Below are 15151 nucleotides of genomic sequence, written 5' to 3'. Positions count from 1 at the left end.
TTTAATCAATGAAGTCATGTACCTGACATACACAGCAGGCAACATCACTAATAATCGAGATCAACTCACTGAATCGAATACTGTATTAGTCTAAAACAAAACACTGTTCTTATCGTTCTCAATCTATATTTAATTATTTTTCCATCATTGTTGTCTAAATTAATGCGTCGACTAAAAACAGATATAGGAATAGATTGTTAATATCATGCGATACGGCGCACTCATCAAGTTGACGATCACCATCACCATCCTTACCGCTTCCCTGCAAGGAAAAGCGACGACTACGGTAATCTATTCAGCCGGCGACATTGAGAACGATACAAGATTCAACGATGTCATCGAGATTTTGCGAACGGCATTGGAAAAAACTAGATCGAAATATGGTGATTTTGAATGCCGACCAAGCGAAAGCATCGTTCCCAAGAAACGTACGATAGAAGAGCTCAGCCGGGATACACATAGTATCAACATCATTTGGAATCCCACCTCCGAAGAACTTGAGAGAAAGTTTGCCGTCATCCGCATTCCTCTCAGAAAAGGCTTATTAGGCTACCGGGTTGCACTCATACGAAAAGAAGATCAAAGCAAATTTGATCAAGTCAAATCAGAAGCGGACCTGAGACAATTTATCATTGGACAAGGAATCGATTGGTTCGATAACAGTATTTACAATGCACATAAAATTAACGTCATCCAGGCTCCCTATGCGCAACTGAGTAAAATGTTGGCAGGACAGCGCTTTGATCTGTTCCCAAGGGGAATTGGCGAAATTCTTGGCGAGTATGAGCGTTTCCATGCTACCTACCCAAATTTGGTTATTGAAAAAAATCTTCTGCTCTATTATCAGTTCCCGTACTACTTCTTTTTTAATCAAAAAGATCAACAATTGAAGGAACGGATAGAAACGGGCTTACAAATTATGCGCAAAGATGGCAGTTTCGACGGGATCTTCTATAAATACAATTTGGCGGCGATTGAAAAACTCAATTTAAAAGGAAGGCGACTCATTAAGCTAAGTAATCCTTTCGTCCCAAAAGATACACCGACTACAGATCAATCACTTTGGTACACGCCGCTAAAACCATAGCGTCCCTCGAAGCAAGCCAATTAGCGCTCAAATTAAATTTTCAATCGACGTTTTAATTAACGTACAAATTCACAGCTAACTAGATCCAAGCGTAAAACGCTTTAATATCAACGCCAGGCTCAACATACCATGCCTTTCTCGCCATATCAAAGCGAGCACCAAGTGCTTTTGCGTGGTCCTTTTCATGAAAAGGTACTTTGAGATACTGACGCGCCGCGGCTGATGGTGGCGGTTCTGCGGTTACAGTATTTCGTGCAACCGCTTTATTTGCTTCGGCTTTGAACTGCGCTAACTTCATCGCGTTAATAAACGGACTCCTTTTGGCATCATCGGCAGGCACTAATAACGTCAAACGAGTCTTTGTCCTTGTCGCGGCAACGTAAAATAAATGACGTTCGTCCAGCGTATCAAATAGCGGGTTTGGAAATACCTTCATTTCCATTCTTGGAATGATGACATGGTCAAATTCCTTTCCTTTGACATTGGCAACGACATCTAATGTCACGACATTTTTTTCACGTTGCCGCGTTGCGAAGGTTTCTGCGTCATTTAGTATTAACGCAAATTCTGCAAGACTCACATCCACCTCGCGCGCAAACGACAGTAGTCCAGTAATCGCTTTTTCTACGACACTAGCATCATAAGGCCGCAAAAAGACACGGCGGGCAACTGCACGTAAGTTCATCCTGTCGACAACACGGGCCAACATATCAGCCGCCTTCATTTCTGGTCCAAGATCACTTAAATCAGAAAGAACATCAGCCAGCACACGAACATGCGGAAGAGCAGATTGATAGATATATTTTTTTGAAAAATCAAAAATAAGCTCGGGATTTTTGGCGACCGTATATTTAGCGCGCTCGAGATCTCCATCGGGAATTCTCAAATCGCCAAAAATAGCCAATGCATCCAACACACCATTGCGCACTTCGTAACTTTTTATGGAGGATAAATCATTAAGAATGATCGCCATGACACCGCGCAGGAAAAGTACCTCATCCCACTGCAAATAACTCGCCATTGCTGGCGTTTTATAGGCCAGCTTAGCGATCCTTAAGGCATTCTCAATTTCAATCGACTGATCGCGGTCACGCATTAAAATTGCACACTGATCAAGCGAATTTCCATCTGCCATCCATTTCTCAAGACTAGCAATGACAGTCTGCGCTGCGGAATGCGGTTGGGCATCGTAACTAAGCAGGTGAATATCCGTTTGCTTAGAAAGGAATGATTCAATACGCTTTCCAGTAAATTCACGCATAGCATATGCCAGATGCGGACCATGTCTGTAAGTAATCGTCAACGGTAAATGTTTAAGATTCGGGAAAGTCGCCTTAAAGCGCGTCTCTAAAAATTGACGACTTGCGCCCAGCGTTGCGTGAATCACTTGATGCTCATCACCCGCACCAACAAAATAACACTTCCGCTCTGCTGCAATTAATTTACTTAAAATACAGAAAGCCGCTTCATTGAGATCATGTAATTCATCACAGACGACGAGACGGTACTCCGGCAAATGTTGCTCGATCCCTGGGTAAGCTAGCAAATATTGGGCAAGATCGTAGGTTGCATCAAATTCAGCACGAAAAACCGGGCTATCTTTTTTTCCACGACGAATTCTTTCGTACTCAATTGCAGTCAGATATTCGGTTGCCGTCACTCCCCATACACTAAACACATTTTCGATCTCATCAAGGTCAAAATAAGGATCTAAAACCATCATCGCTTTTAGCTTTAACTGCGCCTCGAGAAATTGTGCAATTGCGAGGTTATGTGTCTCTATCTGGAGAAAATCAAATTTTTGCGCGTACTGCTGTGCGACGTGATTTAAGGCCTGCAACGCATAGGGCTTCGCCTGACGTGTATGCGCTATCTGACGCACTGAACCACCCTCGACTTCCCCTTCAATACTCAGCAGTATTTTTTGTGAGAACTCTTCGAATGTTGATATTTGAATTTCATTAACAATCTTATAATTCACCCCGAGCTCGATCAAGCGCGCGCGTATCACTTCGCGGGCGGCACTTGTGAAGGTCAAGGCAAGAATTTTTTCTGGTGGAACATGATTCGCTAACGCTTCACCGATACGAAGAGACAACGTCGTTGTTTTCGCTGCACCAGCATTAGCCTGCACCAATATGACACGATTTTTAGCTACCTGAATCTCAATTTGCTCTTGGTTTCTTACAATTTTTCGTGGGAAAAACTTTGAGACAGTGTTATCGGTCATAGTTTGCCATTGACAGGTATTGAAAAAAACGACAAGTCTATCTTACCCGATCACTATAAACGTAGTTTGTGCAAACTAATGTGACAATTAGTTTAGAAGAATAACAAACGTCTGACCTATAATGTGCGCCACATTTAAAACACCAATAACATTGTAAATTCATGCATCGATATAGCTATGAATTACAAAATGTGACGACTTGTTTATTTTTTTGAGCTTATTTATATTATTTAAAAAGCATTAAACTTTTTGAGAAACAATCAACTATGCAGTTTAGACATGTATCTTATGTCATCAACAAGTCAACTTCTTATTCTACATTGGCGACAAGATGCAATATTTTCCTATCTGGCATTGTATCCAACAGATAGCGAGCAACAACAATTCGGCGTCATCCTTATTTCTGCTTTGACGCGGTGAAGAATGATAAGTAAGACAAGCATTTAACCAGGAGCAATTGCATGAGCAATATTGCAATCAAAGCCATAAAAGCAACCCTATCCTCTCTCAGTGCCCATCCCCGTCAAAAGTATATCAGCATGGCGACCTTAGCGACTTTACCGGCGTTTGCAATATGTGCTCTCCTGACTGTTTCATCAGCAACTGCGGATGGTGGCAAAGGAACTGCACCCGAAGCAATGCTAGTACGACATGGTGAACAAATCATCGTCCCTGAAAAATCACCATTCCGGAACCGCTTAAAAGTCGCGTCAGTGGCTATGGCAGACATCCCTCACATATTGAATTTTCCTGCCGCTGTTGAAGCAGACTCTAGCCGTACCGTTTACGTATTACCGCCACTAACGGGTCGACTTGCAGAAGTCAAAGTAAAATTAGGTGACACGGTCAAAGCGGGGCAATTGCTCGCAGTTATCAGCTCCGGGGATCTTGCACAAGCTTATGCAGATGCTGAAAAAGCGAAAGACGCTCTGGAATTAGCACGTTCCGCATTAGCACGCGGCAAAGGTGTGAATGCAGCTGGTGCCAATGCAGCAAAAGACTTAGAACAATTAGAAAGTAACGTCGTACAGACATCTGCAGAGATGAAACGTGCAGAAACAAAGTTAGCAGCTCTGGGCGTTGACACTAAAACGAACGATAAATCGCACACATTAAAAGTCCTTGCACCAGTCGCTGGGACCGTCACAGCGATAAATAATGCCGCTGGCGCCTACATCAATGATGCCACTGCTCAGATAATGACGATTTCCAATCTCGACAGCGTCTGGGTAACCGCCGCTGTACCTGAGTCGCAGTTACAAGCCATCGCCAAGGGACAAAGCGTTGATATCCGCCTTGCCGCCTATCCCGGCAAAGTCATCAAAGGTAAGATTGATATCGTCAATTCGATTTTAGAACCAGACACCCGCCGCAATAAGACACGTATCATTGCTTCAAATAAAGACGGTTTTCTCAAACCAAATATGTTTGCGACAGTGTCCGTTTCTGTACCACAAACGAAACAGATTCGCGTTCCAACATCAGCCTTGCTGATGAATAACGACAACATCACCGTTTTTGTTGAAATAGCACCTTGGACCTTTGTGCGCAAAACTGTCATCGTCGGCAATGAAGAAGCTGACTCTGCCGCTATCGTAAGTGGTTTATCTCAAGGCGACAAAATTGTGGTCAGCGGAGGAGTGCTGCTCAATGATTAATCAGTTAATCGCTTTATGTTTCAGACGTCGCCATCTGGCATGGGTCATCGCTATTTTGGTCAGTATCTATGGCTATATCTCATGGACAAAAATGGCCGTAGAGGCCTATCCGGACATCAGTGACGTTACTGTCCAGGTAACAACGCAGGCGCCAGGACTAGCCGCGGAAGAAATTGAAGAGCAAATTACCGTTCCACTCGAGCGAGCACTCAGTAACACACCAGGTGTTGTTGCGACGCGCTCGAGCAGTACGTTTGCACTATCATTAATCACGCTGGTGTTTCAAGATGGTACTGAGGACTATTTTGCACGTCAACGCGTTAATGAGCGTATAGCACAAGTGACATTACCAACCGGCGTTCAGGCTACGCTTGCCCCCGTATCGAGTCCCGCGGGCGAGATTTTTCGCTACACCCTCGAATCAGACACCAAAAATCTGATGGCGCTTTCAGAAGCGCAAAAATGGATTGTTACGCCAGCGTTTAAACAAGTTGCAGGTGTTGCAGACGTCAATAACTTTGGTGGTTTCACAAAAGAATTTCAGTTAGAACTCGACCCGAATCAATTGCAACGATACAACGTGGTATTGAACGACGTCGTCAATGCCATCAATGCCAATTCTGCCAACGCCGGTGGGGGGCGCATCTCGCGCGGAGAACAGAGTTATGTCGTGCGTGGCATCGGACAGGTTCACTCATTAGATGATTTAGGCGCCGTCGTCGTCACGCAAAGTAATGGCGTGCCGGTCTTGGTCCGTGATTTGGGTAAGCTTCAGTTCGGACATCAAGAGCGTGAGGGCATCTTAGGAAAAGATGCCAACCCCGATACGATCCAAGGCATCGTATTAATGCTCAAATATGAAAATCCGTCCAAAGTGCTGGAAGGGGTACACGCCAAGGTAGAATATCTACAAAAACGTCTGGCACCAATGGGCATCAAGATTGTGCCTTACATAGACCGTGACGACTTAGTTAAATTAACAGTGCACAAGGTCTCTCATACGGTAATCGAAGGCATTGGATTAGTTTGTATTGTTCTGATTCTGTTCCTCGGCAGTCCTCGTAGCGCCATTGTCGCAGCAGTTGCTATTCCAATCGCCTTGGTGACGGTATTCATCATTATGTATGCAACTAAAATGCCTGCCAATCTGTTCTCACTAGGAGCAATTGACTTCGGTATTATTGTCGATGGCGCAATTGTTGTGATGGAGGCGATTCTACGACGTCGAGAAGAAGCTCCTGATGTAGAACTGAATGAAGAAGATATTCTGGAAACCGTGAGTCAGGTAGCGCACCCTATTTTCTTTGCGACGCTGATCATTATTACCGCGTATCTGCCTTTGTTTGCATTCCAACGCGCTGAAGGTAAATTGTTTACACCAATGGCGTACACAGTAGGTTATGCACTACTGGGCGCCTTAATTTGCTCTATCGTGTTAATTCCGGGGTTGGCATTCGCAGCCCTTCGCAAGCCGCAAAAGGTGTTTCATAACCGCCCCTTAATCTGGCTGACGAATAAATATAGCGCGACACTAGACGCGCTCTTACATCGTCCTTTCATTGCCTATACTGCCGCTGCTGTCGCGTTAGTTGCGGTTGTTGTTCTTGGCGCAAGCGCAGGTCGAGAGTTTTTACCAGAATTGGATGAGGGCGCGTTGTGGTTACAAGTACAGCTACCTTCTGGCTTGTCTCTGGACAAAGCCAACGATATGGCGACTGAATTGCGGCGCGCTCTTCATGAATACCCTGAAATTTCTTATGTCGTCACCCAGCTTGGCCGGAGTGACGATGGGACAGATCCATGGACGCCATCCCATATCGAGATGCCTGTTGGATTGAAGCCATATGATCAATGGCCTGATCACGAAAGCAAAGCGGAGTTAATCGATAAACTCACAAAACGCTTTACCCAAATGCCGGGCTTTTCGATCGGTATTAGTCAGCCAATCATTGACGGCGTAAACGATGCGATTGGCGGTGCACATAGCCCCTTGGTATTACGTGTATATGGCACAGACCTCAAAGAAAATCGTCGTATCGGCAATCAAATTGTTGATATTCTACAAACCATCAAAGGTACCGCTTCTGCATCACTGTTCCAAGAACCGCCGATTCCACAAATGGCAATTAAAATCGACCGTGAGGCAGCTGCACGCTTTGGGATTAATGTTCAAGACATCGCCAATCTGATCCAGACAGGCATTGGCGGTGCGCCAGTGACGCCCGTGTTTGTTGAAGACCGCACCTATAATGTCACGGTTAGATTTCCTAAAGAAAATAAAAGCAATATTGAATCATTAGGTAATTTGTTTTTGAACAGTTCAACTGGCGCAAAGATTCCGCTATCACAAGTGGCAAAAATTCAAATGCAATCCGGTGAAAGCACAATCTCCCACGAATTTAACGAACGTCAAGTGACTGTACGCATTGATAACCGTGGGCGTGATCTGACGTCTTACTTAGCTGAGGCACAACAACGCATCGACACTGAAGTCAAATTCAATAAAGAAAAAATCCACCTTGAGTGGGCGGGACAATTTGAAAACCAACAGCGTGCACAACAGCGGTTGACGGTGATTTTAGGCGTCGTATTGCTGGTCATGGGGGTTCTTTTGTTCTTCCAATTCGGCAAACTGCGCCAGGCAATTTTGGTATTAGGTGTAGTACCACTGGCCGCGCTAGGTGGGCTAATCGCAATTCATCTGACGGGAGAAACACTCAACGTCGCAACAGCGGTTGGATTTATTGCCCTATTCGGCGTATCAGTTCAAAACGGTATTATTATGGTCGCTAACTTCCGGCGCGTCCGGGGTAGCGGTTTTTCACTACATGACACCGTAATCAAAGGCGCTGCCGAGCGTTTACGACCCGTATTAATGACTGCCACCGTGGCATCATTTGGTATGCTGCCAGCAGCTTTGGCGACCGGTGTTGGTACAGACGTTCAACGCGATCTAGCAACCGTGGTTGTCGGTGGCTTGATTATCTCTACCCTATTGACCCTATTCATTTTGCCGACATTTTATTTCGCGTTAGAGCGCTTTGTCGAAAGCAAAGAAAATAAAAATTCAAGGCATAGCAGATAATGAAGACGACATCTTTCCACACATTCGATTGTAAACGTACGCCCTGCTCACTTGCTTTAGTGAGCGCCTTAGTGGTCGGCTTAAGTGGTTGTGCGGTTGGTCCTGACTACCAACGTCCGGCACAACCTTTACCAAGCGAGTACGTTACAACTAGCGCTACATCTAACACCACGCCAACATCGGGCGTCGATAGCGCACATCATGTTGAGCGCCAACAACTAGTTCAAGGCAGGGATATTCCAGCTGAGTGGTGGGAATTATTCCACAATAAAGCATTGAACGATTTGGTTGAAGCAAGCATAAAGAATAACCCGACGATTGAAGCAGCCAGAGCGGCCTTACGCGGCGCGCAAGAAGCGACCGCTGCCCAGCAAGCCGCTTACTTCCCTACCATATCCGGATCCTATTCCCCTACCCGTCAACGGGTCGCTAAGCCACTGGCAAGCCCTGCCGCATCCGGTGCAACTTATTACAACGTACAAACAGCTGAGATTTCCGTTTCGTATTCGATGGATGTTTTTGGTGGAAATAAACGCCAAGTAGAATCGGAAGCAGCTTTAGAGGAAAACCAGCGTTTTCAGTTAGAAGCTGCTTATTTGACCCTGGCAAGTAACGTCACGAATGCTGCGATTCAGGAAGCAATGTTACGCGGTCAGATACACGCCACTCAAGAGGTGATTCGCAGTCAGAGACAACTGTTGGACATGTTTGAACATCAACTCGCTCTAGGACAAGTTGGTCAAGCAGATGTTACAGCACAGCAAGCCGCGCTCGCCACCAGCGAAACACTACTTCCCCCGTTGGAGAAACAATTAGCGGTTCAACGTGATTTGATCCTAGCTCTTGCCGGACGTTATCCCAATGAGAGCGGCATCGCGACATTCGAGTTGACTGATCTCCACCTGCCTACGGAGTTACCACTATCGCTACCATCAAAACTCGTCGAACAACGTCCAGACGTGCGTGCTGCAGAAGAGCAAATGCATGCCGCTAGTGCTGGAATTGGTATTGCGATCGCTAATCGGCTACCGACTATTTCGATTGGCGCAACCAGTTACGGCAGCGCTGCAGAAAACTTTTCAGACCTACTCAAAGCCAGTGGCGTATTCTGGAATCTGGCAGCTAATATCACGCAACCAATATTTGATGGTGGTGCGCTGAAACATAAACAAGCTGTAGCACAAGCGGCCTATGACCAGGCAGCAGCACAATACCGCGCAATAGTTCTTGGTGCGTTCCAAAACGTCGCTGACTCTTTGCAAGCGATTCAGCACGACACCAACGCTTATGCTGCCGCATACAAAGCCGAGCAAGCCAGCTTGAAGAGCGTTACTATTGCGCGTAAGCAGTTTGCTTTAGGCGACATCAGCACTGCAACGTTATTGGTGGCGGAACAGATCTATCAGCAATCGACGGTCAACTTAGTACAGGCACAGGCAAATCGCCTAACAGATACAGTCGCACTGATTCAATCACTAGGTGGCGGATGGATGAACAGAAACCGTACATCTGAAAAACAAAATGCAACGTCTTGATCAACGGTAGTTGTCAACAAAGAACAACGGAGAATGTATGGAAATTGCCAGACATGAAGTAGGGCCGCGTTTCAGCGAGATGACCGCTGTGCATCTGGGGACCGCGAAATTACTCTACTTGTCAGGACAGGTTGCAGAAAACACCTCCCTCGACATCACTGGTCAGACACGTGAAATTCTCATGTTCATCGAGCGGCTATTAGAAAAAGAAGGCGGCGACAAAACGTCGATCGTATCGGTACGCATTTTTCTTGCCTCTGTCGGCGATTACGCGTTGATGAACTCTGTCTGGGATGACTGGGTTGTTCCTGGCCACACCCCATCCCGAACAACTATTGGCGCGAAATTAATTAGACCCGAATACAAAATTGAAATTGAAGTACAAGCAGCGATAAAAATGTGAAAGAATGATTAAATGGAAGAAAATAAGACCATCGTGAGTACTGAGTTTAGCTGGGATTTTCCGTCGCCTTTTTTAATCCACTGCACCCCTGACGCCACCCACATTGACGGATTACATCACACAAACAACGCAGTCTACGTTCAATGGTGCGAAGTAATCGGCTGGGCACACTCTGAGGCTTTAGGGTTAGGATTACCCGATTACCAACGCCTTGATCGCGCAATGGCGATCCGGCATGCCGAATATGACTACCTCCTACCGTCAACCCTTGGCGAAAAACTTCTTCTTGCTACTTGGCTTATCGACACAGATGAAAAGCTAAATATGCGACGCCGATTTCAACTTATCCGTGAAACCGATCAGTCGGTTATTTTCAGAGCACAGTGGGACTTGGTTTGCATCGAGATCAGCTCAGGCAAAGCACGCAGAATGCCTCCGGAATTTTGCCAAAAATATCTACCCGCAGTAACACGCGTCACATATCGACGCTGAAATGAAGAGTTACATTTTGTGGCGCTTTGCGGTCTGTAACAATTGTTTCCGAAAGAATATATATAGTACCGATGTAGTAAAATACAAACTAACTATAGCGTGGGAGTTACCTTCGAAGCAGAGTAACATACTCTTGAAACTACTCGTTCGCGTTCAATTCGACCCTTTATTAGATCCATGATTATGTTCAATTGGTTTGATGCCTCAGCGGCAAAGGCGTTTGGCATTTCACTCGCCGATTTCATTATTGAAAAAATGCCACAAGAAGCAGCTAAGAATAAAAATAAATTAATGCCAAAACGCAAAGAAGTACTAGTGAAAATTTTGGCAAAAGTCGATATCTTTGGTCAAACAAACAAACTGAATATTTATAAAAAAGCACAACTTGGCAATGCTTTTAAATGGCGACTCATTGAAGCCAATTTTGATCGCGAGTTTGCGGACGAGATGACGACAATGATTATGACCAGACTCTAAGAAAGCACACTGCTGCCATGTTTAAATTTCTGAAGAATCTTCTTCCCGCAACAAATCAGACATCGACAACATATAAAGCACTGCAAAAAAAAGATGCTGCTGCAATTAAGCATGAAGCTGATGTTGCCATCCGCGCTGGCAACACGATGAAAGCGCTTGATCTCTACAAACAAGCGATTGTATTAGAACCAGAGATAGCTACAGCACACGTAATGTGTGGGCATATCTATTGCGGTTTAAAGCAATATAAACTAGCTGAGACTTATCTTAAAACAGCAATCGATTTAGCACCTGAGATTGCAGACTCGCATTACCTTTTGGGGACTATAGCGTTAGCTGATAAGAATTATGAAGGTGCTGTTCAATACTTTGAAAAATCTCTAAAGATTAATCAAGACCAACCGTTTGTCTATCGCGATCTTTGTCTGGCACTTTTTTCATGTCGACAACTTGAAAGAGCTGAGACTATCGTCCGACAAGGTATCAACTTATACCCTGATTTTCCTGATCTCTACATGCATTTGGGGAACACATTAGCCTATTTACTAAAAGCTGACGAAGCACTGACCTGTTATGACAAAGTAGAATCGCTGATTAACGAAAGTCCGGAACTATGTTACAACCGCGCGGCAGTGCATTTATCTGTCAACCATTTCGAAGAAGCACTCCGACTCCTTGAACGCGCTCAGGAGATCAAACCCGACTACATAGCCGCTAGGTTTGAAGAATCAATCATCAGGCTTTTAAGGGGTGATTTCCGTCTTGGCTGGCAAAAATTCGAGAGTCGCTGGCAATTGGAACGCTTAGGTCTCGGCAAAATTAAGACGACTAGTCCAAGGTGGAACCGCCTTGAAAGTCTCAATAACAAGACAATCATGCTTGTTGCTGAACAAGGTTTTGGTGACACATTTCAATTTATACGCTACGTCAAACTCGTCTCTGATGCGGGACCAAAGAGCATTATCGTAGTGGTATTAGCGGCTCAGGTCGTGCTAATGCAACAGCTCAAATCAATTCCTGGGGTGACACATGTCATCGGCGAATCAGGAACTCCGCCTCCCCACGATTATCACTGTCCATTAATGAGTTTGCCATTAGCGTTTGGGACGACCGTTGACACCATCCCCAATACCGTTCCATACTTAAACAGCGATCCTGAATTACGTGAAAAATGGAACAACACAATCGGACCCAACCATCGTCCTATGCGTATTGGACTGACTTGGTCAGGCAATCCAAAACATACAAACGATCATAATCGATCAATCGGTGTAGAGCACTTGAAAACTATTTTAGAGTTCGACGCTGAATTCATTGTGTTACAAAAAGATATGACGGAGGCGAGTGCCCATTTTATCAACTCAATCGAAAAGACAGTTATTCATCGTCCCGAGATAAAGTCTTTTAGCGATACTGCTGCATTAATTGACCTTGTTGACCTTGTTATCTCCGTTGACACTTCTATTCTCCATCTTGCGGCTGCTATGGGGAAACCGACGTGGGTCATGCTTCCATTTTGCCCAGACTGGCGTTGGATGTTTAATACAAACAAGAGCCCTTGGTATCCCACAGTGGAGTTATTCAGGCAAACAAAACAGGGCGACTGGACAACCGTGGTGAATCCAATCCTAGAAAAATTGCATCAATTCAAGAAGTCAAATTAAATAGATGCAATTAGGTACGTGCAAACTCTGGGATAAACTTCAACACTTAAACTTTTGATTAAGACGATGTCCTTATTCTGATTCAAAAAGAATACTGAAAAACGGCACCACATATACACCGAACTCATTATTACTCGCCGATGTGCGACATATTTTCACTTTCCCCACGCATTAAGAATCGTCGAGCCATGAACACAACCCCTATCCTACAAGTAAACAAAGTGACTTTTCACTACCCAGAAAAAACACTTTTTGATACTTTATCTGTCGATATTTATCATGGTTTAACGATATTAACAGGGGGAGATGGTTGCGGTAAAAGTAGTTTTCTTAATATCCTTGCAGGAGAATTGCCGATTCTCCATGGAGATGTTGCAATCAATAACGTCAGTCTGGAGGCAGATCGTCTGGAATATCAAAAAAACATATTTTGGGTTGACACTAAAAAACAAATTTTTGATCAGTTCATCGTCAATGATCTTCTCTCGACTCTATCGATAGCCCATCAAAATTTTGACCAAGACTTGTTAGTCGCTGCAGTCAATGGCTTGGGTCTATTGCCACATCTTGATAAACAGTTTTTCATGCTATCAACAGGAACCAAACGTAAAGTCTGGCTTGCTGCTGCGCTATCTGCCCGACAACCAGTCACACTGCTTGATGACGCTTTTGCGGGGGTCGACAAGCTTTCAATACAATTTTTTACGACCACGTTAAACCAATTACTGTCATTGAGGAATCAATCATGGGTCATCTCGACTTATCATGAATTAGATGCCATACACCCAACGAAGATAATCGATTTAGGGAGTTAATAATGAATTGGAGTACCTTAAGCAACACCAATTCATTCATAACACCACATTGAAATCACGCAAGGCTTCTCAATTGAGTCAACCTACTGCCGAGGCCGGAGCTGGCTCATCGGTATGATGCTTCTGTCCGTGGATACGGAGTACCATCACGGCGGCAACAATACAAGCTGCACCCATCATCATTGACGATGCGGTATAGCTACCTAAACTATTACGCATGTAACCTGCAAGCAATGCCGCGCTGGCTGCACCAAGTTGGTGTCCGACGACGACCCAACCAAAAATAATCGGTGCAGCAGCCCTTCCGAAAACATCGTTGGCGAGGCGCACCGTCGGCGGCACAGTGGCAATCCAGTCCAGACCATAGATGATCGCAAAGATCGGCAAGCCGAAATAGCTGAGTCCAAATGCCTGCGGCAAGAAAATCAAAGCGATACCACGCAAGCCGTAATACCAAAACAATAAAACTCTCGCATTGTAACGATCGGACAACCATCCAGAGAGTGTTGTACCAATTAAATCCAAAACGCCCATTGCAGCGAGAATACTTGCACCACCGACGGCCAAAATGCCATAGTCATTGCACATCGCAATAAAATGTGCACCGATGTATCCGTTAGTACTCATTCCACAGACGAAAAAGCTAAAAAACAAAAGCCAAAAATCTCTAATCCCAACTGCTCTTTTTAATGCGCTCAACGCAGCCAGAAAAGGATTGCCACCCGTCATGGATCTTTGCACTACGTCATCAAGCTGACCGTAGCGTTTCATTCCTACGTCCTCAGGTTTTTCAGGCAAAAGAATAGCAATCACCGGGATCGCTATTGCCGCAACCGCTGATACCATCAGTGCGACAGAGCGCCACCCGACGTGATCAACCATATACGCCATCAACGGCAAAAATACCATTTGTCCAGTTGCTGCGCTCGCAGTCAACACGCCCATCGCTAACCCTCGACGAGTCTCAAACCAGCGACCGACAATCGTCGCCGCTAAGGTATTGGCTACGACACCGCTACCAGCGCCGACAACAACGCCCCATGCCACCATCATATGCCAAGGCATTGTCATGAAAGTACTGAGTAACGTTCCTATTGCAAGCAATCCCATCGCACCAAGGATCATCCGGCGAATACCGTAACTTTGCATCGCAGCAGCTGAGAAAGGGCCTATCAAACCATACAAAGCGATATTGATAGAAATAACCAATGATATCGTGGTTCGACTCCAGCCAAATTCATGCTCCAGCGGCAAAATCATAATCGCTGGAGTTGCCCTGATTCCAGCGGCTGATAACAGCGCAAGAAACACAATGCCAACAATAATCCAAACGTAACTAAAAGGTATACGACGAGAAATCGCATTCACAACTTTATTCATATCAAGCTTCTTTCAATCAATCCTTAGGTCATTCAATACCATACATTGTCTTCGACAGACAAAGGTAAGTGACAATACACACCAGTTACCGTCAATTTGACTCCAATACCGAAACTTATCACATTTAAAATTTATCGACAGACTGCGCAACGCCAATATTTTCAAAGTCCGCTAAACAATTTTTGCTTTTTTTAAAAGTTTCGCGAGTTCAATTTTGAAGTGCAAGCGTATTTTTGAAGAATACCTGATTGGGTGTAAGGTATCCTAATCTTTTTCTTGGTCGATTATTCAGTCTTTTCATGGCGTGATCAATCTCCTGTTGTGT

At 44.9% G+C, this 15151-nt stretch carries 11 protein-coding genes and 1 pseudogene; 9 read left to right on the top strand and 3 right to left on the bottom strand.

The window, feature by feature from the left end; all coding sequences use genetic code 11:
- Window positions 1-205 precede the first annotated feature (205 nt).
- Entirely contained in the window at window positions 206-1087 is an 882-nt protein-coding gene (locus ACO0KV_RS12015) for an amino acid ABC transporter substrate-binding protein (RefSeq protein WP_423042768.1), read from the top strand.
- 79 nt (window positions 1088-1166) lie between these two features.
- Here the strand turns inward: ACO0KV_RS12015 and ACO0KV_RS12010 are convergent, their stop codons facing one another.
- Complete coding sequence (locus ACO0KV_RS12010; protein ID WP_423042767.1) at window positions 1167-3317, bottom strand: UvrD-helicase domain-containing protein; 2151 nt, start codon at window positions 3315-3317, stop codon at window positions 1167-1169.
- A gap of 461 nt (window positions 3318-3778) precedes the next feature.
- On the opposite strand from ACO0KV_RS12010, the gene ACO0KV_RS12005 reads away from it, so the two are divergent.
- The 8 genes from ACO0KV_RS12005 (at window position 3779) to ACO0KV_RS11970 (ending at window position 13446) form a co-directional block, all read left to right on the top strand.
- Window positions 3779-4975 carry an efflux RND transporter periplasmic adaptor subunit gene (locus ACO0KV_RS12005; RefSeq protein WP_423042766.1) on the top strand — a complete coding sequence of 399 codons (1197 nt, stop codon included), beginning with the start codon at window positions 3779-3781 and terminating at the stop codon, window positions 4973-4975.
- Window positions 4968-8060, top strand: coding sequence for an efflux RND transporter permease subunit (locus ACO0KV_RS12000; protein WP_423042765.1), 3093 nt, complete (start codon window positions 4968-4970; stop codon window positions 8058-8060). The genes ACO0KV_RS12005 and ACO0KV_RS12000 overlap by 8 nt, the downstream gene beginning before the upstream one ends.
- Window positions 8060-9595, top strand: a complete 1536-nt coding sequence (locus ACO0KV_RS11995; protein WP_423042764.1) for an efflux transporter outer membrane subunit — start codon at window positions 8060-8062, stop codon at window positions 9593-9595. The genes ACO0KV_RS12000 and ACO0KV_RS11995 overlap by 1 nt, the downstream gene beginning before the upstream one ends.
- 37 nt (window positions 9596-9632) lie before the next feature.
- Window positions 9633-9998 (top strand): RidA family protein, encoded by a 366-nt coding sequence (locus ACO0KV_RS11990; protein WP_423042763.1) that lies wholly within the window; start codon window positions 9633-9635, stop codon window positions 9996-9998.
- Window positions 9999-10010: 12 nt separating this feature from the next.
- Window positions 10011-10490 carry an acyl-CoA thioesterase gene (locus ACO0KV_RS11985; protein WP_423042762.1) on the top strand — a complete coding sequence of 160 codons (480 nt, stop codon included), beginning with the start codon at window positions 10011-10013 and terminating at the stop codon, window positions 10488-10490.
- A 177-nt stretch (window positions 10491-10667) separates the two neighbouring features.
- Entirely contained in the window at window positions 10668-10967 is a 300-nt protein-coding gene (locus tag ACO0KV_RS11980; protein WP_423042761.1) for a hypothetical protein, read from the top strand.
- A 17-nt stretch (window positions 10968-10984) separates the two neighbouring features.
- A complete protein-coding gene (locus tag ACO0KV_RS11975) occupies window positions 10985-12631 on the top strand; it encodes a tetratricopeptide repeat protein (protein ID WP_423042760.1) in 1647 nt (548 codons plus the stop codon).
- 188 nt (window positions 12632-12819) lie between these two features.
- On the top strand, window positions 12820-13446 hold the full coding sequence (locus ACO0KV_RS11970; protein ID WP_423042759.1) for an ABC transporter ATP-binding protein: 627 nt from the start codon (window positions 12820-12822) through the stop codon (window positions 13444-13446).
- Between the two features lie 78 nt (window positions 13447-13524).
- Here the strand turns inward: ACO0KV_RS11970 and ACO0KV_RS11965 are convergent, their stop codons facing one another.
- On the bottom strand, window positions 13525-14826 hold the full coding sequence (locus ACO0KV_RS11965; protein WP_423042758.1) for an MFS transporter: 1302 nt from the start codon (window positions 14824-14826) through the stop codon (window positions 13525-13527).
- Between the two features lie 208 nt (window positions 14827-15034).
- A pseudogene (locus ACO0KV_RS11960) lies at window positions 15035-15151 on the bottom strand (IS30 family transposase); the annotation flags it as partial.

The organism is Undibacterium sp. RuRC25W, from assembly GCF_049339825.1.
Taxonomy (GTDB): domain Bacteria; phylum Pseudomonadota; class Gammaproteobacteria; order Burkholderiales; family Burkholderiaceae_D; genus Undibacterium.
The sequence above is the reverse complement of the archived record's forward strand: the minus strand, read 5'-3'. Positions and strand labels throughout refer to the sequence as shown.